This is a genomic window from Nonomuraea sp. NPDC049625 (genome assembly GCF_040675285.1).
Lineage (GTDB): Bacteria > Actinomycetota > Actinomycetes > Streptosporangiales > Streptosporangiaceae > Nonomuraea > Nonomuraea angiospora_A.
In genome coordinates, this window is record NZ_JBFAOQ010000008.1 from 1 (window position 1) to 23,032 (window position 23,032).

Sequence of the window (23,032 nt, forward strand, 5' to 3'; positions counted from 1 at the left end):
TACGCCGCCAGGTCGTCCTTGCCCGACACGATGTTGACCAGCACCCGTCCCCCGGTGAGATGGTCCAGGGTCGCGGCGGCGGAGGCGAAGTTGGCCGGACGCCAGTAGCCGGGCCGGACCGCGATCAGCGGCTGGAACGTCGTCGTCCGCGCGGCCAGCGCGGCGGCGACCGTGAAGGTGTCGGGCCGTCCCCAGCCGGCGCCGATGAGCGCCCCGCTCCACCCGTGCTCCTCGACGGTCGGCGAAAGTTTCACCCCGGGTTGACTGGCCGAGTCAACAGGCGCAAAGTGTCATTTAGTTTGGATGTCAGCCAAACTAACCATGGCAGGTAGAAGGGATCCAGCATGCGCAAGATCGTGCGTTCCGCCGTCCCCGTTTGCGTACTGGCGATGGTCGCCGTCCTCTTCGCCCCGCCCGCGCTGGCCGCCACCTGGTCCTCCACCGACCGATGGGGCACCTGGTCCAACGGCGGCTACACGCTCTACAACAACATCTGGGGCAGCGGCGCCGGCCCGCAGACCATCTGGGCGAACTCCTACAGCAACTGGGGCGTGTGGGCCAACCACCCCAACACCGGCGGGGTGAAGTCGTACCCGAACGCCACCAGGTACGTCGGCAAACGCATCAGCGCCCTCGGCAGCGCCACCAGCAGCTTCAACGTCACCGTGCCGAACGGCGGCTCGTACACGACGGCGTACGACATCTGGGACTCGGCCAACGCGTACGAGATCATGCTCTGGATGAACAAGCACGGCGCCGTCGGCCCGATCGGCTCCCGCCAGACCGGCGCCACGGTGGGCGGTCACAGCTGGGACGTCTACCGCGGCAGCAACGGCGCCAACCAGGTCTTCTCGTTCGTCAGGACCGGCAACACCAACTCCGGCACCGTGGACGTCAAGGCGGTGCTCAACTGGCTGCGCACCAACGGCTGGATGGGTGACGTGACGCTCGGCAACGTGCAGTTCGGCTACGAGATCACCTCCTCCAGCGGAGGGATGGACTTCGTCACCAACAGCTTCTCGGTGTCCGCCGGCTGACCGCTCCCTAGGCCTGGGAGTGGTCGTCCCCTCGGTAGACGGCCATCAGCAGCGGGCGGGTCAGGTCCGCCATCTCGGCGGGTGAGCGCGGGCAGTCGTGCTGGAGCCAGTCGGTGGCGACGCCGATGAGCGCGCCCGCCGTGAACGCGGCGGGCACGTCATGCGGGGTCCGGGCCGTGAAGTCGGTCGGGGTGTCGTCCCCGGTGGCCTTGCGGCGCGCGCCGACGTAGGCCGCGACGGTGGCGTGGCGGCGCACGTGGTCGATGACGCGCGCGCTGCCCTGGGGCCCGAGCACGCTGCGGTAGAGGCCGGCGTGCTCGTCGAGGTGGGCGAAGAAGGTCAGCAGCGTGTCGGGGGCGTCGTCCGGGACGTCCCGGACACCGGGGTCGGGGATGGCCTCGATCAGGTCGTCGATCATCGTGGTGCACGCCGCCTCGGCCAGTTCGTGCACGTCACGGTAGTGGTCGTAGAACGTGGAGCGGCTCACTCCGGCGCGTTCGGCGACATCGGCGACGCTGATCCTGGACAGGTCGCCGTCCTGGACGAGGTCGATCAGCGTGCGTTGCAGGGCCGCTTGCGTGCGGCGCACCCGCGGGTCGCTCAGGTCGCTCTTTCTGTCTCTGGTGAGGGCCACGCCTCAGTGTACTGTGCCCTACATCTGTAGGTTAGCCTACAGATGTAGGGAAATTTGGGAATGGCATGCTGATTGGGGACAACCGTGACCGCTGACTCCGCTGAGACGCTCCAGATCACCCGCACCTGCCCGTACGCACCGCCCGAGCAGCACCTTCGCCTCCTGCGTGAGCAGCCGGTCACCGAGGTCGCGCTGCCGGGCGGTTCGAGCGCCTGGGTCGCCGCCCGCTATGAGGACATCCGTACGGTCCTGAGCGACCCGCGTTTCAGTGCCGACCGCCGCCATCCCAACGCCCCCAGGCTGAGCGGCGAGATGGCGCCCGGCGACTCGCCGCTGCCCAAGATGATGCTGGAGATGGACCCGCCCGAGCACGGTCCGGCGCGACGCGCCGTGATCGGGGAGTTCACCCTCAGGCGCATCGCGGCCCTGCGGCCGCGCATCCAGCAGATCGTGGACGAGCACCTCGACGCCATGCTGGACGGTCCCCGCCCGGTCGACCTGGTGCGGGCGTTCGCCCTGCCGGTGCCCTCGCTGGTGATCTGCGAGCTGCTCGGCGTGCCGTACGAGGAGCACGATTTCTTCCAGACGCACTCGGCGCAGCTGCTCAACCGCGCCGCCACGCCGCAGGAGCGCCACCACGCCTCCTTCGAGCTGGCCGTCTACCTGGACAAGCTGATCAGGGCCAAGGAGGAGGACCCGACCGACGACCTGCTCGGCCGCCAGGTGGTCAAGCAGCGCGAGAGCGGCGAGGTGGACCACGGCGCGCTGCTCAGCCTCGCGTTCCTGCTGCTCATCGCCGGGCACGAGACCACGGCCAACATGATCTCGCTGGGCACGTACATGCTGCTGCGCCACCCCGACACGCTCGCCGCGCTGCGCGAGGACCCGAGCAAGACGCCGGGCGCGGTCGAGGAGCTGCTGCGGCACTTCACCATCGCCGAGTTCGCGATCATGCGGGTGGCCACCGAGGACGTGGAGCTCGGCGGCGCGGTCATCCCCGCGGGGGCGGGCGTGCTCACGCTGGCCAACGCCGGCAACCGCGATCCGGAGGCGTTCGCGGACCCCGACGCGTTCGACATCGAGCGCGACGCCCGCAGCCACCTGGCCTTCGGTTACGGCCCGCACCAGTGCCTGGGCCAGAACCTCGCCCGCGTGGAGCTGGAGATCGTCTTCGACTCGCTGTTCAGGCGGATCCCCGGCCTGCGGCTGGCCGTGCCCGCCGAGCAGCTCTCGTTCAAGGACGAGGCCAGCGTCTACGGGATGCACGAGCTGCCCGTCACATGGTGACGCAGAACCGTTGAACCAAGTTCATGAATCGGCCCGTACCTCCCAGGAGTAAGCAATCACCTAACCAAGGGCCGATTCATGAACAAGCGCACCCTCGCTCTTCCTGGCCTGGCTATCACCACCGCACTGGTCGCCGCTCCCGTGCCACCGGCCGCCGCGCAGACCAGCACTCCCGTCTACCTGGCCGCCAGCCTCGCCGGCAAGAACGAAGTGCCCGCACCCGGCACCAAGGTCGGCGATGACGACGGCGGCGCCCTCGCGGTCTTCCGCATCCACGGAAACCGCGTCGACTACGCCGTCCGCTGGAGCAACGTCAACGCCCCCAGCGGCTTCCACATCCACAAGGGCAACGCCGGCCAGAACGGCGAGGTCAAGATCCCCTTCATCACCACCGCCCTGCCGGCCCAGCTCCACGCCATCAAGGGCACCGTCATCGTCAAGGACCTCAACCTCCTCGGCCGCATCCTCAACAACCCCCAGGGCTGGTACGCCAACCTCCACAACGCCGACTTCGCCGGCGGCGCCGTACGGGCCCAGCTCCAGCGCATCCGCCCCGTCGCCCTGGAGAGCATCCTGGCCCACGGCTTCGGCCGCACCCTGACCACCCGCGCCGACGGCAAGCAGGAGATCCCCGCCCCCGGCACCAAGGTCGGCGACCACAACGGCCGCGCCGCCTGGCTCGTCCAGCCCGAAGGCGACCGCGTCTGGTTCGCCGCCACCTGGAAACACGTCGACACCCCCACCGCCGCCCACGTCCACCGCGCCCCCAAGGGCAAGAACGGCCCCGTCGTCGTCCCCTTCTTCGAGGCCAAGGACGGCCTGCCACCCAGCGTCAACGGCCTCGCCGGCAGCTCCAAGACCGACACCGCCACCGCCCGCCGCATCTGGAAGAACCCCAAGAACTGGTACGCCAACCTGCACAACGCCAAATTCCCCGGCGGCGCGGTCCGCGGCCAGCTCTACCGGGGCGACTGGTAGCGGAGGGCTCCTCGGCCCGGCGCGGGTGCGCTGGGCCGAGGAGGCGGTCCGGCTGGGGCGGCCGGTCCCGCGCGGCCAACAGGCCGGCTCGGCGACGGCCGGATCCGCCGCTCCGGTCTACGCGTCCTGTTCCGCCGCGTCGGGTACGGCGACCGGATGCAGGCGGACCTGCGTGATCGCGTGGCGTTCGACGCCGAGGACCTCGATGCGCCAGCCGGCCACGGTCACCGACTCGCCCGGCGCGGTCGGCACCCGTCCGAGCTCGGTCAGGACCAGACCCGCGACGGTGGTGTAGTCGCCCTCCGGCTGCCCCTCCAGGTGCACGTCCACGTCCGGCAGGTCGTGCACCGGGAAGCCGCCGGGCATCGTCAGCGTCCCGTCGTCGCCGCGCTGGACGGTCTCCAGGTCGCTGTCGGTCTCGTCGTAGATCTCGCCGACCACCTCTTCCAGGAGGTCCTCCAGGGTGACGATGCCGTCCACGGCGCCGCGTTCGTCGACGACGAGGGCGAACTGCTGGCGTTCGGCCTTGAAGCGGCGCAGCGCGTCGGAGACGTGCAGGCTCTCGGGGAGGACCAGGGCGGGCCGGGCGACGTCGGCTGCGGCCTCGGCGTCCTGGGTGAGCAGGTCGCGCAGGTTGGCGATGCCGAGGGTGTCGTCCAGGTTGCGCCCGCGGACGACCGGCGCGCGCGAGTGCCCGGAGGCCGCCAGTTCGGCCGCGGCCTGCCGGAGCGGGGTGCCGGCCTCGATCGTGAACACCTGGCGCGGGGGCACCAGGACCTCGCGCAGCACCCGTTCGGTGATCTCGACGGCGCCGGAGATGATCAGCCGCTGCTCCGGGGTGAAGCCGCGGTGGACGCTGACCAGATCGCGGATCTCCTCCGGGCTCATCTCCTCCCGGTGCAGGTCGGGGTCCCCGCCCATCAACCGGACCGTCAGGTCGGTGGACTTGCCCAGCGCCCAGATGACCGGCCGCGACATGCTCCCCAGCACGCTCAGCGGACGGGCGACCAGCAGCGCCCAGGTCTCCGCGCGCTGCATCGCCACCCGCTTGGGCGCCAGCTCGCCGAACACCAGGGTGAGGAACGTCAGCACCAGGGTGACGAGGATGATCGCCACCGGACCGGCCGCGCCGCCGAGGAAGGACAGCAGCGGCACCAGGGGTTCGGACAGGGTCACCGCCGCGGTGGCCGAGGCGAGGAATCCGGCCAGGGTGATGCCGATCTGGATGGTCGCCAGGAACTGGTTCGGGTCGCGGGCCAGCTTGGCCAGCACCCGTCCTCCGCTGCTGTGCTGCTCCAGGCGGCGCAGCTGGCCCTCCCGCAGGGAGACCAGCGCGAGCTCGCTTCCCGCGAACACCGCGTTGATCACGATGAGGACCGCGACCAGGGCGAGTTGCACCCAATAACCATCCACGAAAGGGGTTCCTCCAGACGCATGACACTTGCTGTATTGCGCAACTATAAAACAAGTGTGGCGTCTATGGCGTTCTGCGGCCTCTGTCCAGGAATCTCCGGCGGGTGATGGCCAGCAACGTGCCGCCGTACAGGCCGACCACCGCCAGCAGCCACAGGTAGCTCGTGGCAGGCAGCGCGACCAGCCCGAACGCGCCCGTCAGCGGCGAGAGCGGCAACAGCAGGCCGACCGCGGCGAGCGCGCCCGTGGCCAGCCCGAGCGGGCGCGACACCCCGCTGATGGGGCGCAGCAGCAGCATGATGACGGCCTGGGTGAGCATGTTCTCGATGAACCAGCCGGTGTGGAAGGCCGGCGCCCCCTCCACGCCGAGGACCCAGGTCAGGACGGCGAACGTGACGAGGTCCGCCACGGCGTTCAGGGCCCCGAACCCGACGACGAAGGGCAGGATCGCACGCGGCCGGAGCCGGAGCGGGCGGCGCAGGACGGCGGGGTCGGCCCGGTCGAAGGCGAGGGCGAGCTGCGCGGCGTCGAAGCACAGGTTCTGCACCAGCACCTGGACGGGCAGCATCGGCAGGAACGGCAGCGCCAGCCCGGCCGCGAGCATCGCGATCACGTTCCCGACGTTGGACGACAGCGCGATGCGCAGGTAGGTGACGATGTTGCCGGTGCTGCGCCGCCCGGCGGCGACCGCGTGATCGACCGCGGCGAGATCCTTGGCCGCCAGCACGACGTCGGCCGCCTCCCGGGTGACGTCCACCGCGCCCCTCGGGCAGATGCCGACGTCGGCGGCGCGCATGGCGGCCAGGTCGTTGACGCCGTCGCCGAGGAAGCCTACGGTGTGGCCGGAGGCGCGCAGCGCGCGTACGACCCGTGCCTTCTGCTCCGGGGTGCAGCGGGCGACCACCGTCGCCCGGCCGACGGCCTCGGCCAGCTCGGCGTCGGACAGGTCCGCCAGCTCGCCCGCGTTGACCACCGCGCCCACGCTCAGGCCCAGGTCCCGGCAGGTACGGGCGGCGGTCGCCGGATGGTCGCCGGTCAGCACCTTGGGAGTGATCCCGCGGCGGGAGAGCGCCGCCAGGGCCCCGGGCGCCTCCGGCGACGGCTCGTCGGCCAGCGTGACGAAACCGGCGAAGGAGAGCCCGCGCTCCTCGCCCAGTCGGTGGACGGCAGGGCGGTCGGTCACAGCGACCGCGAGCACCCGCAGCCCTTCCTCGGCCAGCCGGTCGGCCAGGCGGACGGCCCGCAGGCGATCCGGCGGGCTGAGCGTGCAACGTTCCAGCACCGGCTCCACGGCGCCCTTGACCACGACGCGGTGCGCGCCGCCGTCGTGCACGAGCGCGCACGAGACGCGGCTCACCGGATCGAACGGCGAGGCGTCCACGCCCTCGACGTCCCCATGGTCGGGCGCGCCGAGCAGGATCGCCTCGTCCAGGGCGTCGGGCACCGGCGGGTCGGCCAGGTGCAGCGTCCAGAAGCTGTTGATCGCGGCCCAGCGCAGCACCTCGGGATCCGGACCGCCGTCCGGGCCGATGGAGTCCCGGAGCACGGGACGGTCCCGGGTGAGCGTGCCGGTCTTGTCCATGCACAGCACGTCGATCGCGCCCACGTCGTGCAGCGCGGCCAGCCGCTTGACGATCACGCCGCTGCGCGCCAGCAACGCCGATCCCCTGGCCAGGGCGGTGGTCACGACGACGGGCAGCATCTCGGGCGTGAGCCCGACGGCCACCGCCACCGCGAACGGCAGCGCCTCCAGCCCCCGGCCGCGCAGGACCGCGTTGGCCACCAGCGCCACCGGCGGGATGATCACCATGAGCCGGACCAGCGTCCAGGAGATGCCGTTCACCGAACGGTCGAACGCCGACAACCTGCGCGCCGGCGCGGCGGAGGAGCCCGCGAGCATCGTGTCCGCGCCGGTGGCCGCCACCACCGCCAGCGCGCTCCCGGCGACGACGCTGCTGCCCTGCCGGCACAGGTGATCGTCACCCTCGGGCAGGTCGAGCGCCCGCTTGGGGACCGGGGCCGACTCCCCCGTCAGCGGCGCCTGGTGCACCGTCAGACCCCTGGCACGCAGCAGCCGGACGTCGGCCGGCACCAGGTCGCCCGGCCCCAGCTTGATCACATCGCCCGGTACGAGCTGATCGACCGGGATCTCCCGCTCCCACGGCTCGGCGTCCTCCGACGCGCGCCGCCGGACCGTGGCCGTGGTGGCCACCAGCTCCCGCAGCGCCGCGGTCGAGCGGTCGGCCCGGTATTCGCCGTTGGAGCGGAGCACGCAACTGGCCACGACCAGGAGCACGATGACGCCCGCCGTGCCCCAGGACGCGATCAGGGCCGACACCACACCCAGCGCGAGCAGCACCATCGTGAACGGGTCCCGCAGGCTGCGCGCCAGCCGGCGCGGCCAGGACACGGGACGACGACCGGGAAGGACGTTCTCACCGTGGCGGAGCAACCGGGACTCGGCCTCCGCCTCCATCAGGCCGCGCGGCCCGCTGTCCAGCAGCCGCAGCACCTGCAGCCTGCTCAGGCCCGCGACCTCGTCCCCGGCCGGCCGGGACGGCGTGCTCGGCGCCTCAGGCGCCCAGACCACGGGCCTGTCCCCCCGGGCGGCCCGCCCGCTCGGCAAGGCGCCCGACCAGCACCTGGACCGTGGCGACGATGTCCTGATCGTCGATCAGGTAGACCACCCGGCGTCCCTCGCGCCTCGACCGCACCAGGCCGGCCAGCTTCAGCTTGGCCAGGTGCTGGCTGACCGCGGGAAGCGCGCCGCCCACCCGCTCGGCCAGCCCGGTCACGTCGCATTCGCCCTGTGCCAGCGCCCAGACGATGTGCAGCCGCGGAGGCGACGACAGCAGCCCGAAAGCGGCCGCGGCTTCGGCCAGCACGTCGGCGGGCGGGTCGCCGACCTCCCCCATCGCCACCGTCACTCCTCCTCCGGACATAGCCGCCCAGTCTAGGGCGTCACGGCTTGGCCTGCCCGTCCTCCCGAATACCCGCGCGCAGCCTGGCCGCCTGCTCCTCCAGCCGCCGCGCCTGCTCCTCCAGCGTCGGGCCGGAGGGCGGCGGCTCGGCCGGTTCGTCGTCGTGGAGCTTGCCGGCCTCGGCCTTGAAGATCCGCAGGGACCGGCCGACGGCGCGGGCCGTCTCCGGGAGCTTCTTCGCGCCGAAGAGCAGCACGAAGACCAGGGCGATGATGAGGATTTCTGCCCATCCGAGATCCTGCATGAGGAGTCCTAACGTTGCTCGGATGCGCAAGTATAGGAGTGTCCAGGCGCATCGAAGACGCCACCTGCCGGTCGAGCGCCGCCGCCTCTGGATCGCATGATCACCAGATGGTTGACAGAGATCTAATGACAAGGTCATTCTGTTCGGCGGCCCACCCCCAAAGGGTCCTAAAAAACTCAACAATCGGCAGGCGTGACAATGACGTCAGATGCACCACCCTTGGCATCTGTTCTGCACCTTTACCAGGAGCAGTTGTACGCGGCCCCCGAAAGGGTCGCTGTTTCGGCCGGGCAAGAACACCTCACTTACCGGCAGTTAGATCGCCTGGCCAACGGCATCGCCGCCCAGCTGCGTCATCTCACGATGACCGGACAGCGGTGGGTCGCCGTGCTCGCCGGCCGTTCCATCCGGCTGGTCGCGGGACAGCTCGGCGCGATGAAGGCGGGCGTCGCCTTCGCGCCGATCGACCCGGCCACGCCCGTGGAGCGGATCCACGCCATGCTGGCGGGAGCCGCGGCCGTGATCACGGCGCCGGAGTGGAGATCGCTGGTCCCCGACGGCATCCCGGTGATCGACACCCCCGCCGAGGCGGACGCCTCACCCCCGCCCGATGTCGAGCCCGACGACCTCGCCTACGTCGTCCACACCTCCGGCTCGACGGGGACGCCCAAGGGCGTGCTCGTCCCCCACCGCGCGCTGACCAACCTGATCGGGTGGTCCCACGAGACCTTCGGCCTCGGTGGCCGTGCCTCGCTGCTCACCAGCCCCAACTTCGACCCGTCGGTCTGGGAGATCTGGATGTGCCTGACCGCGGGCACCACGATGGTCATCCCCACGGAGGAGATCCGGCTCTCGCTGCCCGCGCTCCGCGACTGGATCGTGGATCAGGAGCTGACCACCTGCTACGCGCCCACTCCCATCGCGGAGGGCCTGCTCGGCCTGTCCTGGCCGGAGGAGACCGAGCTCGCGACGCTGAGCACCGGCGGTGATCGCCTCACCACCTACCCGAGGCCCGGACTGCCCTTCCGCCTCATCAACCTGTACGGCCCGGCGGAATGCGCCGTCAACGCCATCGCCGGCGAGGTGCCCGTCCACGACGGCCAGAGCCGCCCGCCCGCGCTCGGCTCGCCGCTGCCCGGCGTCACCGTCCGCCTCCTGAACGAGGAGATGCGGCCGGTCGACGAGGGCGAGATCCACCTCGGCGGCGTGTGCGTCGGCCTGGGATACCTCGACCGGCCCGACCTCACCGCCGAGCGATTCGTCCGGGATCGCGACGGGCAGTTGCTCTACCGCACCGGCGACCTGGCCCGCCGCAACCGGGCCGGCGAGATCGAGTTCCTGGGACGCCTCGACGACCAGGTCAAGATCCGCGGCAACCGGGTGGAGCTCGGCGAGGTCGAGACCGTGCTCGGCCGTCACGAGCGGGTACGGGCCGCCACCACCGCCGTCCGCGGCCACGAGCTGGTCGCCTACGTCGTGGGCACGGCGACCGAGCAGGAGGCCCGCGCCCACCTGCGCAGGTTCCTGCCCGACTACATGATCCCCACGGCCTGGGTCTTCCTGGACGAGCTCCCGCTGACCGGCAACGGCAAGGTGGACCGGGCCGCGCTCCCCGACCCGGTCCGCGCGCCCCGCTCGATCACGCCGCCCGCCACCCCCACGGAGGCGCTGCTCGCCGAGATCTGGCAGGACGTCCTGGGCGCCGGGCCGATCGGCGCCGACGACGACTTCCTGGCGCTGGGTGGCCAGTCGCTGCTGGCGATGCGCATCGCCGCCCGCGCCTTCGAGAAGCTGGGCAAGCCGGTCGAGCCCCGGATGCTCTTCGAACATCTCACGCTCGCCGCCCTCGCCCACGCGATCGACGACCTGCCGGAGGCGACGGCCGTCACCGCGGCCCAGGGCGGGCTCACACCCGCGCAGCGCCGCCTCTGGTTCATCGACCAGGTCGCACCCGGCTCGCAGTACAACGTGCCCATCCTGTTCGCCCTGGACGGCCCCCTCGACACCGGGCGCCTGGAGAACGCGATCAACGAGATCGTGCGCAGGCATCCGCCCCTGCGCACCCGCTACGAAGAGCGCGACGGCGAGCCGGTGCCCCTGATCGGCGAAGCGGCGCCCGTACGGATCAAGGTCATGGACGCCACCCCGCGTGGCGCGCACGCCCTGGCGCTGCACCACGCGCGCGACCCCTTCGACCTGCGCGACGGTCCCGTGCTGCGGGCGCTGCTGCTCCGGCTCGGCGACGACCGGCACCGGCTGCTGGTGACCGTCCACCACATCGCGTTCGACGGCTGGTCGGCCGGGGTCTTCCTGGACGAGCTGGCGCGGCTCTACGCCGGGGAGAGCCTGCCTGCGGCGGCCTGGCCGTACCGGCGCGGGCAGAGCCTGGACGGCCTGCCGTACTGGAGGAAGGTCCTGGACTCGCCGCCCGAACGGCTGGGGCTGCCCGCGGACGGCCCGGGGGCGGCCCAGGGATCGGCAGGGCTGTCCCGGCGCGGCGGCCGGGTCCGGGCCACGCTGCCGGACGGGCTGCTCGCCGAGCTGGAGTCGCTGGGCAGGCGCACCCAGGCCAGCCCGTTCATGGTGCTGTTCGCGGCCTTCCAGGCGCTGCTGCACCGCTACAGCGGCCAGGACGACATCGTGACGGGCGTGCCGTTCTCCGGCAGGGAGACGCCGGGCGCGGATTCGATGATCGGCTTCTACGTGGAGACGCTGCCGATCAGGACCCGTCTGGACGGCGATCCGACCTTCGAGCGGCTGCTCGCACAGGTGCGGGCGACGGTCCTGGCCACGCCTTCGGACGTGCCGCTCGAGGAGATCGTACGAGAGCTGTGCCCCGACGGCCGGCCGCCCTTCGACGTGATGTTCGCGATGCAGGAGCCGGCGGACGCCAGGCGGGGCGACGGGGTGACCTTCCGGATCCTCGAGGAGGTCGAGAACGGCGGCGCCAAGGCCGACCTGGTGCTCTACGCCGAAGGGCGGGAGATGAGCCTGGAGTTCGCCACCGACCTGTTCGAGCGCGCCACCGCGGAGCGGCTGCTGGGCCACTACGTGCGCGTCCTGGAGCAGGTGGCGGCCGACCCGGCGGCGCCGCTCGCCGCGCTGCTCGCCCGCGAGCACGAGCCCCCCGGCCGGGGGCCCGACCAGTGCCTGCACCGGCTCTTCGAGCAGCAGGCCGACAGGACGCCCGACGCGGTCGCCGTCGAGTTCGAGGGCGCCGCCCTCACGTACGCCGAGCTCGACCGGCGGGCCAACAGGCTGGCCCACCTGCTGCGCGGGCTCGGGGTCGGCCCGGAGGTGCCGGTCGCCCTGCACGTACGGCGCTCGCTCGACCTGCCCGTGGCCCTGCTGGGGATCCTGAAGTCGGGCGGCGCGTACGTGCCGCTCGACCCCTCCTACCCCGAGGGACGCCTCACCCAGGTGCTCGGCCGCGTCGACACCCCGGTCCTGGTGACGCACCGGGCGCTGGCCGGCGGCCTGCCGCACGAGCGGCCCGTGCACGTCGACACCGACCTCGACGGACAGCCCGAACACCGGCCGGACAGCGGCGTCACCCCGGACGACCTGGCCTACATCCTGTTCACCTCGGGCTCGACCGGACAGCCCAAGGGCGTGGCGATGCCGCACCGCCCGGTCGCCAACCTCATGGCCTGGCACAGCGGCGCCTACCGGAGCCTGCAGTTCACCGCGCTCGGCTTCGACGTCTCGGTGCAGGAGATCTTCAGCACCTGGGCGTACGGCGGTACCCTGATCATGGTCAGCGACGAGGTCCGGCGCGACCCGGCCGCCCTGCTCGACCACATCGCCCGGACCCGCGTGGAGCGGATCTTCCTCCCCTTCGTGGCGCTGCAGTCGCTGGCCGGCGCCGGGGTCGAGCCGCCCGCCACGCTGCGCGAGGTGATCACCGCGGGCGAGCAGCTCCAGGTCACCCCGCAGCTCGAGCGGTTCGTCAAGCCGTGGATGACGCTGCACAACCAGTACGGGCCGACCGAGGGCGCGATCATCGACATCGCCCATACGCTCACCGGCCCTCCGGCGGACTGGCCCCGGCTACCGCCCATCGGCAAGCCGGTCACCGGCGTCCAGGCGCTGATCCTGAACCGCCTGGGCCACGAGGCGCCCGACGGCGTTCCCGGCGAGCTGCACCTCGGCGGCGCCTGCCTGGCCAGGGGCTACCACGGCCAGCCCGAGCTGACGCGCGAACGTTTCATCACCTGGCGGGACGGGCGCCGGCTCTACCGGACCGGGGACCTGGCCCGCCGCAACGAGGCCGGGGAGATCGAGTTCCTGGGCCGCGCGGACGACCAGGTCAAGATCCGCGGTTACCGGGTCGAGCCCGGCGAGATCGCCGCGGTGCTGGCCGGGCATCCGGCCGTGCGGGAGGCGTTCGTCATGGCTCTGGAAGGCAGGCTGGTGGCCTACGTGGTCGCCGACGGGACCCCCGAGCTGCGTCCCTACCTGGCCGGACGGCTGCCCGAGTACATGGTGCCGAGCACGTTCGTCGCGCTGGACGCCCTGCCGGTGAACCCTTCGGGCAAGGTGGACCGGCACGCCCTGCCGGACCCCGGCCAGAGCGTGCGGACCGTCGCGGCGCCGCTCACCCCGGTGGAGCAGACCGTCGCCGCCATCTGGCAGGAGGTGCTGGGCGGGGCGGTCGGGCGGCACGACAACCTCTTCGAGCTGGGCGGCCACTCGCTCAACGCGACCCGGATCGCCTCCCGGTTGCACGAGGCGCTGGACGTGCGGGTGCCGCTGCGGACGCTCTTCGCCCACCCGACCGTCGCCGAGCTCGCCGCCCAGCTCACGTCGCCCGACGTGGAGGCGGCGGCCGAGCTCTATCTCATGGTCGCCGCGTATTCAGATGACGAGGCCGAGGCCCTGCTGCGGTCTATGGAAGGTGACGAATGAGCCTGTCAGACCAGCAGCGCCAGCTCCTGGAAGCGTTACGCAAGAAGAAGCAGCAGCAGGCCGGGCCGCTCAGGCCCGACCGGCTGCCGATGTCCTTCACCCAGCTCCGCGCCTGGTACCTGGACCGGATGGCCCCGGGCGCCGCGCACTACCTCATCCCGCTCGCCTTCCGCATCGAAGGCCCGCTCGACCGCGACGCGCTGCACCGCGCGTTGAACGCCCTGGTGGCCAGGCACGAGAGCCTGCGCACCACGTTCGCCATGGACGAGGACGGCCCGTACCAGATCGTGGCCCGCTCGCTGGCGATCGACCTGGCGGACGCCGCCGACGGCACGCCGATGGACCTGACCACCGGCCCGCTCATCCGCGCGCACCTGGAGCGCGAAGGCGCGGACCGGCACGTCCTGCACCTCACGCTCCACCACATCGTCGCCGACGCCTGGTCGCTGGACGTGCTGCGCCGGGAGCTGGGCGCGCTCTACGACGGCCGGGAGCTGCCGGCGTTGTCCCGGCAGTACCCCGACTATGCGATCTGGCAGCGGGAGAACGAGTACGGCCGGGATCTGGACTTCTGGCGGGAGACGCTGGCGGGCGCGCCGCCGATCAGCGAGCTGCCGGCGGACCTGCCCCGGCCGACCGTCCAGACGTACGCGGGCGCGGAGCTGCCCTTCTCTCTCGACCTCCCGCGCGAGGAGTTCAAGGCGTACTGCCGGAGCCTGGGCGCCACCCCCTACATGGTGCTGTTCGCGGCCTATCTGGTGGTGCTCTCCCGGCGCTCGGGCCGGCGGGACCTGGTGGTGGGAACGCCCATCGCCAACCGGGACAGGGTCGAGTTCGAGGGCCTGATCGGGTTCTTCACCAACACCCTGGCCATCCGCGCCGACCTGTCGGGCGATCCGTCGTTCGCCGAGGTGGTCGAGCGGGTCAAGGACGCGGTGCTCGACGCTCACGACCACCAGGGGATGCCCTTCGAGCGGCTGGTGGAGGAGCTCAACCCGGAGCGCCGCCTGGACCGCAGCCCGGTGTTCCAGACGATGTTCAACATGCTGCCCGAGGCCACCGCGGCGCTGGAGCTGGACGGGCTGGCGGTCACCCCCGTGGAGATCGCCGAGCACACGGCCAAGTTCGACCTGACCGTGGGCGTCCGCGAGACCCTGGACGGGCTCGTGGAGTACAACACGGACCTGTTCCACGCGGGGACGATCCGCGATCTCGTGGCCGACCTCCGGCGGGTCCTCTCGGCGGCCATGGCCGGGGACGAGGCGCCCGGGGAGATGCCGCGGCACCAGATCTCCCAGCTCGTCACCCGGGCCTGGCGCGAGGCGCTGGGCAGCGACGCCTTCGGCCCCGACGACAACTTCTTCGACGTGGGCGGCCACTCGCTGCTGGTCCTGCAGGTGCACGAGCGGCTGCGCAAGCGGTTCAGCCTGACGGTCACCGACCTGTTCAGGTTCCCGACGATCGCCTCGCTGACGGCCTACCTGAGCCCTGACGCGCCGGCGCCCGCGGCGGTCGCGAGCACCGCGCCCGCCGGCGGCGCGCTCGCCATCGTCGGCATGGCCTGCCGCTTCCCCGGCGCCACCGGGCCGGAGGAGTTCTGGGCGGCGATCCGCGACGGCGTCGAAGCCGTACAGGACTTCACCGACGAGGAGCTGCTCGCCGACGGCGAGGACCCCGACCGGCTGGCGGACCCCGCCTACGTCAGGTCGGGGACGGTGCTGGACGGCATCGACCTGTTCGACGCCACGCTGTTCGAGTTCACGCCGCGTGAGGCCGAGATCCTCGACCCGCAGCAGCGCCTGTTCCTGGAGACCGCCTGGGAGGCGCTGGAGGACGCGGGCTGCGACCCCGCCCGCCACCCGGGGCGCATCGGCGTCTTCGCCGGTTCGGCGATGAGCAGCTACTACATCGAGAACCTGCTGGCCGCGCCCGACGTGCTCAGGGCCGTGGGCGAGTACCAGGTCATGCTCGGCAACGACAAGGACTCCCTGCCGACCAGGACCTCGTACAAGCTCGACCTGCGCGGGCCGAGCGTCAGCGTCAACAGCGCCTGCTCCACCTCGCTGGTCGCGCTCCACCTGGCCAGGCAGAGCCTGATCGCGGGCGACTGCGACCTCGCGCTGGCCGGGGCGGTGCGGGTCAACGCCTGGAGCCGCCGCGGCTACCTGTACCAGAGCGGCGGCATCGGCTCGCCGGACGGCCACTGCCGGCCCTTCGACGCCGAGGCCCAGGGCACGATCGGCGCCAGCGGCGTGGGCATCGTCGTGCTGAAGCGGCTGGAGGACGCCCTCGCCGCGGGCGATCCCATCCACGCCGTCGTACGCGGCTCCGCGGTGAACAACGACGGCACCAGGAAGATCGGCTACACCGCGCCGGCCGTGGACGGGCAGGCCGAGGTCATCACCGCGGCGCTGGCCTCGGCCGGCGTGGACCCCGGCACGATCGGCTACGTCGAGGCGCACGGCACGGGCACCGCGCTCGGCGATCCCATCGAGGTCGCGGCGCTCTCCCAGGTCTTCACCGGGGATCGGCCGATCGCGCTGGGCTCGGTCAAGTCCAACATCGGCCACGCCGACGCCGCCGCCGGGATGGCCGGGCTGATCAAGACCGTGCTGGCGCTCAAGCACCGTACGCTGCCGCCCACGGTCAACTTCGCGACGCCCAACCCGCGCATCGACTTCAGCCCGTTCTACGTGCCCACCGCCGGCGCGGAATGGCCGCAGGGCCAGGGACCGCGCAGGGCGGGCGTCAGCGCGTTCGGGATGGGCGGCACCAACGCCCACGTGGTGCTGGAGGAGGCGCCCGAACAGCCCGCCGCCCCGCCGGCGGCCGGCCCGCACCTGCTCGTCATGTCGGCCGCCGGCGACTCGGCGCTGACGGAGACGGCCACGCGGCTGCGCGCCCACCTGGCCGCGCATCCGGACGCGGACCTGGGCGAGGTCGCCGCCACCCTCCGGCACGGCCGCCGCCAGCTGCGGCACCGCGGCATCCTGGTCGCCGAGGACCACCGGTCGGCACAGGACGCCGAGCTCGTCGCGGGCGAGTCACGCCCGCGCGAGATCGCCTTCCTCTTCCCCGGCCAGGGCGCGCAACGCCGCGGGATGGGCGCGGGCCTGTATCGATCGGAGAGCGTCTTCCGCGCCACCGTCGACGCCTGCTCCGGCCTCCTCGAGCCGCACCTCGGCCTCGACCTGCGCGAGGTCCTGTACGGCGAGGCCGGCGATCTCGACCAGACCTGGCTCACCCAGCCCGCGCTCTTCGTCACCGAGTACGCGCTCGCCCGCGCGCTGATCGAGCGCGGGGTCCGCCCGGCGATGATGGCCGGGCACAGCATCGGCGAGTACGTCGCCGCCTGCCTGGCCGGGGTCTTCACCCTGGAGGACGCGCTGCGCCTGGTCGCCGCCCGCGGCCGCCTGGTGCAGAGCCTGCCCCCCGGCTCGATGCTGGCCGTGCCGCTGCCCGAGTCCGAGGTCGGCGACCTGCTCGGCGAGGACATCTCGCTGGCCGCGGTCAACGCCCCCGAGCTGTGCGTCCTGGCCGGCCCCGAGCAGGCCGTCGCCGAGCTGGAGCGGCGGCTGGCGGGGCAGGGCGTCGCCTGCCGCGCGCTGCGCACCTCCCACGCCTTCCACTCCGCCATGCTGGATCCGGTGCTCGACGCCTTCGCCGCCGAGGTCGCCTCGGTGCAGCTGGGGGCGCCGGACCTGCCGTACCTGTCCAACGTCACGGGCGGCTGGGTGTCCGGCGCCGAGACCAAGGACCCCGCCTACTGGGTGCGCCACCTGCGGGAGACCGTGCGGTTCGCCGACTGCGCCGGCGCCCTGGTGGCCGCCGACGCCGCGGTGATCGAGGCGGGGCCGGGCCGTACGCTGACCACCCTGGTCCGCCGCCAGGGAGGCCAGGCGGCGGTCGCCCCGTTCACCGAGCCGGACAGCGGGCAGTCCGCCCTGCTGGAAGGCATCGGACGGCTGTGGGTGAGCGGTGCCGGCATCGACTGGACGGCGTTCGGCCCGCCGGGCAGGCGAGTGCCGCTGCCCACGTACCCGTTCGAGCGGCGGCGCTACTGGATCGGGCCGCGCGCCCGGCGCTTCGAGATCGCGGCGGCGGCTTCGGCACCGCTGACGGCAGCGGAGCCGGTGGCGCAGGCTCGGGCGGTCCAGGAGCTCGACGCGGTCGCCGCCGCCTGGCAGGACGTGCTCGGCATCGTGCCCGCCGGCCCCCAGGACGACTTCTTCGGCCTGGGCGGCGACTCCCTCGTGGCCACCCAGCTCGCCTCCCGCCTCGGCCTGCCGATCGAGGCGATCTTCGAGCATCCGACGCTGGCCGGCCAGCGGGCGCTCGTCGCCGCGGCGCCCGCCCCCGCGCTGGTCCCGGCCGTCGCTTCGGTGGGAGCCCGCGAGGTGATCCCCGTCGTCGAGGATCCCGGTCCCGCGCCCGTCTCGTTCATCCAGCGGCGCATGTGGTTCATCGACCAGGTGCACGGCTCGGCCGCGTACGCCGTGGCCACGGGGCTGGACCTGCGGGGCGAGCTGGACGTGGAGCGGCTGCACGGCGCCCTGCGCGAGCTGGTTCGGCGGCACGAGTCGCTGCGGACCGTCTTCCGCGCCCCGGACGGCGAACCGGTGCAGGTGGTGCTGCCCGCAGGGGAGGTGCCGCTGCCGGTCGAGGACTGCGACGACGCCGAACGGGCGCTGAGCGAGGCCGCGGCCGAACCGTTCGACCTGGCGCACGGCCCGCTGTTCCGGGCCCGGCTGCTGCGGCTCGCCCCGGATCACCACGTCCTGTCGCTCGGCTTCCACCACATCGTCGTGGACGGCTGGTCGATCACCCTGCTGCGGACCGAGCTGGTCGCGCTGTACAACGGCGAGACGCTCTCCGAGCAGCCGGTCAGGTACCGCGACTACGCGCGCTGGCAGCGGGAGCAGGTCGCCGATCTCGGCTTCTGGAGGGAGCGGCTGCGCGGCATCCCGCACAGCCTGGACCTGCCCACGGACCGGCCGCGCCCGCCGATGCAGACCTTCGAGGGGGCGGTCGCCACTCACGTGCTCCCCGCGGAGCTGGCCGGAGGGCTGCGGAAGCTGAGCCAGGAGCGCGGCGCCACGCTCTACATGACGCTGCTGGCCGCGCTCCACACGCTGCTGTACCGCTACAGCGGCCAGGAGGACATCTGCGTCGGCTCGCCGGTGGCCGGGCGCACCCGCCCCGAGTTCGAGGGCATCGCGGGCTGCTTCATCAACACGCTCGTCATGCGGGCCGCGATGGACGGCTCGATGCCGTACACGCAGCTCCTGGCGCAGGTGCGCGAGTACGCCCTGGGCGCGTACGCGCATCAGGACGTGCCGTTCGAGCAGCTGGTGGAGGAGCTCAACCCGCCCAGGGACCTGTCGCGCAACCCGCTCTTCCAGGTGCTGTTCAACCTGCTCAACCTGCCCCAGAGCGACCTGGACATGAACGGGCCGGCCGTGGAGGAGCTGGCCGTGGAGACCGGCACCGCCCAGGTGGACCTGGTGCTCTACGTCTACGAGCAGGGCGACGAGCTGCTGTGCCGGCTGGAGTACAACACCGCGCTCTACGACGCCGGCACCGCCGGGCGGCTGCTGCGGCACTATGAGACCCTGCTCTCCGCGATCGCCGCGGCACCCGGGACCGCGCTGTCCGGCCTGGACCTCCTCACCGGCGAGGAGCGGGAGGAGCAGCTGGCCTGCCAGGACGTCGAGGTTCCCGACCTGTGCATCCACGAGCTGGTGGAGGCCCAGGCCGACCGGACGCCCGACGCCGTGGCCGTCACCTTCGAGGGCGACTCGCTGACGTACCGGGAGCTGGACGAGCGGGCCAACCGGGTCGCCCGGCGCCTGCGGGCAGCGGGGACGGGACCCGAGACGCTGGTGGGCGTCGCGCTGGAGCGGTCGGCCACGATGCTGGTCAGCCTGCTCGGCGTGCTGAAGGCGGGTGGCGCGTACGTGCCGCTCGACCCGATGTACCCGCAGGAGCGCCAAGACTACATCCTGGACCACTCCGGCATCGGTGTCCTGGTCACCGAGCGCGAGCTGGCCGGCCGCTACACCGGCTATAAGGGCGAGCTGATCCTCACCGACGAGGGGTTCCCGGAAGAGAGCCCGGAACGGCTGCCCGCGCAGGCCACCCGGCAGAACCCCTGCTATGTCCTGTACACCTCGGGTTCCACCGGGCGGCCCAAGGGCGTGCGCGTCCAGCACTCCTCGGTCGTCAACTTCCTCACCTCGATGAGCCGCGAGCCCGGCCTGACCGGCCAGGACACGCTCCTGGCCGTCACGACGTCCGCGTTCGACATCTCGGTGCTGGAGCTGTTCCTGCCGCTCACGGTCGGCGCCCGGGTGCTGATCGCGAGCCGCGAGGCGGCCTACGACCCGGTGAGCCTGGCCGCCCTGCTGGAGGACGCGACGGTCATGCAGGCCACCCCGGCCACCTGGCGGCTGCTGCTGTCGGCGGGTTGGGAGGGCAAGCCGGGGCTGAAGGCGCTGTGCGGCGGCGAGGCGCTGCCCGCCGACCTGGCCACCGGCCTGCGCGGGCGCGTGGCCGAGCTGTGGAACATGTACGGGCCGACCGAGACCACGATCTGGTCCACCCTCACCCGTGTCACCGACGGGCCGATCACGATCGGCCACCCGATCGCCAACACCCGGATCCACCTGCTCGACAGCGCGATGCAGCTGGTTCCCACCGGCGTGGTCGGCGAGCTCTACATCGGCGGGGCGGGCCTGGCCCGGGACTACCTCCACCAACCCGAGCTGACGGCCGAACGCTTCGTCACCTGGCAGGACGGCAGCCGGCTGTACCGGACCGGTGACCTGGCCCGCCGGCGGGCCGACGGCTCGATCGAGTTCCTCGGCCGGGCGGACGGGCAGGTGAAGGTCCGCGGCTACCGGATCGAACTGGGCGAGATCGAGTCGCTCCTGCTGGCACATCCGGCGGTCCGCGAGGCGGCCGTGGTGGTGCGCGGCTCGGACGAGGACAAGAGCATCGCCGCCTACCTGGCCGCCGATTCCGACCATGACTGGCGCGAATATCTGCGGCGCAAGCTGCCCGACTACATGATCCCTTCGGCGTTCGTGCCGCTGGAGGCGCTGCCGCTCACCCCCAACGGCAAGGTGGACCGCAAGGCGTTGCCGGAGCCGGTGGGCCAGGCACGCGCGGAGGGCGCGGCGGCGCGGACTCCGGCCGAGGTCAAGCTGGTCGAGCTCTGGTCGCAGATCCTGGGCGTGAAGGGGATCGGGATCGACGACGACTTCTTCGCGCTGGGCGGCGACTCCTTCAAGGCCGTGCGCGCCGTACGGGACTCGGGGATCCAGGCGACCGTGCTGGACCTCTTCAAGAACCCCACGATCCGAGCGTTCGCCACGCTCGACGGCTCATCGCACGACATCGGCCTCCTGCATGAACTGACGCCTCCACGCCCGGCGGCCTCGCTGACCCTGGTCTGCGTGCCGTTCGCGGGCGCCGGCGCGATCACGTACCAGCCGCTGGCCGCAGCCCTGCCCGAGCACATCACCATGCTCGCGCTGGAGCCGCCCGGCCACGACACCGGCAATCCCGGCGAACCCATGCTGACCTTCCACGAGCTCGTCGAGGGCTGCGTCAAGGAGATCAGGGAGAAGGTCGACGGGCCACTCGCGCTCTACGGCCACTGCATGGGCGGCGCGCTCACCGTCGAGCTGGCCCGCAGGCTGGAGGAGGAGGGCGTCGAGCCGGAGAAGGTGGTGATCGGCGGGCACTTCCCGGCGCCCCGCCTGCCGGGCAGGGCCTTCGCCTGGTTCCGCAGGACCTTCCCGATGGAGCGGTGGACCTCCAAGCGGCAGGCGCTGGAGTTCCTGCGGGCCATGGGCTTCTTCACCGAGGCGCTGGACCCTCAGGAGCGCGACTTCATCATGGGCGTCTTCCTCCACGACACCCAGGAGGGTGAGGACTACTACACCGAGCTCTACCAGGCGCCCATCAAGAAGCTGTCGGCGCCGCTGGTGTGCGTGGTCGGCGAGAACGACCGCGCCACCGAGCTGCACGAGGAGCGTTTCCGCGAGTGGGAGGCCTTCTCCGACTCGGTGTCGCTGGAGGTCATCCCCAAGGCCGGGCACTACTTCCAGAAGCACCAGGCGACCGAGCTGGCCGGGATCCTCGGCGGCGACGACCGGGCAGCGGCTCCGCTGCCGCCCCGCTACCAGCAGGCCAGCCTGAAGACGTTCTCCCTGGTGGCCTTCGGCCAGCTGGTGTCGCTGATCGGCACCGGGCTGACCACGTTCGGCCTGGGCCTGTGGGCCTACCAGCAGACCCGGTCGGTCTCGATGTTCGCCCTCGTCTCGGTCATGGCCCTGCTGCCCGCCGTCGTGCTGGCGCCGATCGCCGGCGCGGTGGCGGACCGCTTCAACCGCAGGCTCGTCATGATCACCGCCGACTCGGCGGCGGGGTGCGCCTCCGTCTCGCTGGCCGCCCTGCTCTGGACCGGCGGGCTCCAGCTCTGGCACGTCTACCTCATCGTCGCCGTCGGCGCGGTGTCGACGGCCTTCCACCAGCCCGCCTACATGGCGGCCGTGGCCCAGTTGGTGCCCAAACGCTATTACGGCAGGGCCAACGGCCTGACCCAGCTGGGGCAGGCGGCGGGAACCGTACTGGCGCCACTGCTCGGCGGCGCGCTCGTGGCCGCCGTCGGGCTGAGCGGCATCGTCCTGATCGACCTGTCCACCTTCGCCTTCGCGGTCGTCGTGACCTTGGCGGTCCGGTTCCCGGAGACGCTGTTCAAGAAGCGGGAGGAGCCGTTCTGGCAGGAGGTGACCGGCGGCTGGCGCTACATCAGCCGCAGGCACGGGCTGCTGGCGATCATCCTGTTCACGGCGTTCCTGAACTTCCCGTTCGCGATGGTCGAGGTCCTGTCCACGCCGCTGCTGCTCAGCCTCACCGACACCCGCGGCCTGGGCGTGGCGCTCTCGATGACCGGCATCGGGCTCCTGCTGGGCAGCCTGATCATGACGGTGACCGGCGGCCTGGCGCGGCGCACCAACGGCATCCTCGGCTCCTTCATGGCGCTGGGCGTCGCCTTCGCCGTCATCGGGATCGCGCCCCACCCGGCGCTGCCCGCGATCGGGCTCTTCCTCATCGGGCTGCTCACCGCGTTCCTGAACGCGCACTGGTTCTCCATCGTGCAGCAGAAGGTCGGGCTCGACCTGCAGGGCCGGGTCATCGCCACCAACCTGATGCTCAGCTGGGCGCTGGTCCCGGTCGGGTTCCTCCTGGCCGGACCGCTGGTGGAGCAGGTCTTCAACCCCATCGCCGGCTCCGCGCACGGCCGGGGGATCGCCCTGCTCACCATCGTGGCGGGCGCGGTGACCGTCCTGATCGGGCTGGCGGCCTTCCGCTACCGGCCGGTCCGCTTCCTGGAGGACGAGCTGCCCGACGCGACCCCCGACGCGGTGGCCATCTCCGACAAGGACCTGATCCAGCGGGAGGCCGACAGACAGCTCGTCGCATGACCCCTCCTCTCCCCCGGTACGGCCTGTGCCGGGGGAGAGCCGGCCGCCCGAGCGCG

The 23,032-nt window shown here is 72.1% G+C and carries 11 protein-coding genes; 5 read left to right on the forward strand and 6 right to left on the reverse strand.

The window, feature by feature from the left end; genetic code table 11:
- A partial coding sequence (locus tag AB0J87_RS32065; RefSeq protein ID WP_363971108.1) for an LLM class flavin-dependent oxidoreductase occupies nt 1-254 on the reverse strand: 254 nt, incomplete at its 3' end.
- A 90-nt stretch (nt 255-344) separates the two neighbouring features.
- On the opposite strand from AB0J87_RS32065, the gene AB0J87_RS32070 reads away from it, so the two are divergent.
- Nucleotides 345-1,037, forward strand: a complete 693-nt coding sequence (locus tag AB0J87_RS32070; RefSeq protein WP_355209769.1) for a hypothetical protein — start codon at nt 345-347, stop codon at nt 1,035-1,037.
- 7 nt (nt 1,038-1,044) lie between these two features.
- On the opposite strand, the gene AB0J87_RS32075 is transcribed toward AB0J87_RS32070, so the two are convergent.
- Nucleotides 1,045-1,671: a TetR/AcrR family transcriptional regulator C-terminal domain-containing protein gene (locus tag AB0J87_RS32075; protein ID WP_363971110.1), complete on the reverse strand. Its 627-nt coding sequence runs from the start codon at nt 1,669-1,671 to the stop codon at nt 1,045-1,047.
- 84 nt (nt 1,672-1,755) lie between these two features.
- Between AB0J87_RS32075 and AB0J87_RS32080 the strand changes: the two genes are divergently transcribed.
- Together AB0J87_RS32080 and AB0J87_RS32085 are read left to right on the forward strand one after the other, a co-directional pair.
- Nucleotides 1,756-2,958, forward strand: a complete 1,203-nt coding sequence (locus AB0J87_RS32080) for a cytochrome P450 (protein WP_363971112.1) — start codon at nt 1,756-1,758, stop codon at nt 2,956-2,958.
- A gap of 78 nt (nt 2,959-3,036) precedes the next feature.
- Entirely contained in the window at nt 3,037-3,936 is a 900-nt protein-coding gene (locus AB0J87_RS32085) for a CHRD domain-containing protein (protein ID WP_363971114.1), read from the forward strand.
- Nucleotides 3,937-4,053: 117 nt separating this feature from the next.
- Here the strand turns inward: AB0J87_RS32085 and AB0J87_RS32090 are convergent, their stop codons facing one another.
- The 4 genes from AB0J87_RS32090 to tatA form a co-directional block, all read right to left on the reverse strand.
- Nucleotides 4,054-5,349, reverse strand: a complete 1,296-nt coding sequence (locus tag AB0J87_RS32090) for a hemolysin family protein (RefSeq protein ID WP_363971116.1) — start codon at nt 5,347-5,349, stop codon at nt 4,054-4,056.
- A gap of 64 nt (nt 5,350-5,413) precedes the next feature.
- On the reverse strand, nt 5,414-7,939 hold the full coding sequence (gene mgtA / locus AB0J87_RS32095; protein WP_363971118.1) for a magnesium-translocating P-type ATPase: 2,526 nt from the start codon (nt 7,937-7,939) through the stop codon (nt 5,414-5,416).
- On the reverse strand, nt 7,923-8,291 hold the full coding sequence (locus tag AB0J87_RS32100; RefSeq protein ID WP_350727544.1) for a metalloregulator ArsR/SmtB family transcription factor: 369 nt from the start codon (nt 8,289-8,291) through the stop codon (nt 7,923-7,925). Before AB0J87_RS32100 ends, mgtA begins: the two co-directional genes overlap by 17 nt.
- Nucleotides 8,292-8,310: 19 nt before the next feature.
- On the reverse strand, nt 8,311-8,574 hold the full coding sequence (tatA, locus tag AB0J87_RS32105) for a Sec-independent protein translocase subunit TatA (RefSeq protein ID WP_350727543.1): 264 nt from the start codon (nt 8,572-8,574) through the stop codon (nt 8,311-8,313).
- Between the two features lie 198 nt (nt 8,575-8,772).
- Here tatA and AB0J87_RS32110 point away from each other — a divergent pair, with 198 nt between their 5' ends.
- On the forward strand, nt 8,773-13,482 hold the full coding sequence (locus AB0J87_RS32110; RefSeq protein ID WP_363971121.1) for an amino acid adenylation domain-containing protein: 4,710 nt from the start codon (nt 8,773-8,775) through the stop codon (nt 13,480-13,482).
- Complete coding sequence (locus AB0J87_RS32115) at nt 13,479-22,976, forward strand: amino acid adenylation domain-containing protein (protein ID WP_363971123.1); 9,498 nt, start codon at nt 13,479-13,481, stop codon at nt 22,974-22,976. Before AB0J87_RS32110 ends, AB0J87_RS32115 begins: the two co-directional genes overlap by 4 nt.
- Nucleotides 22,977-23,032 lie beyond the last annotated feature (56 nt).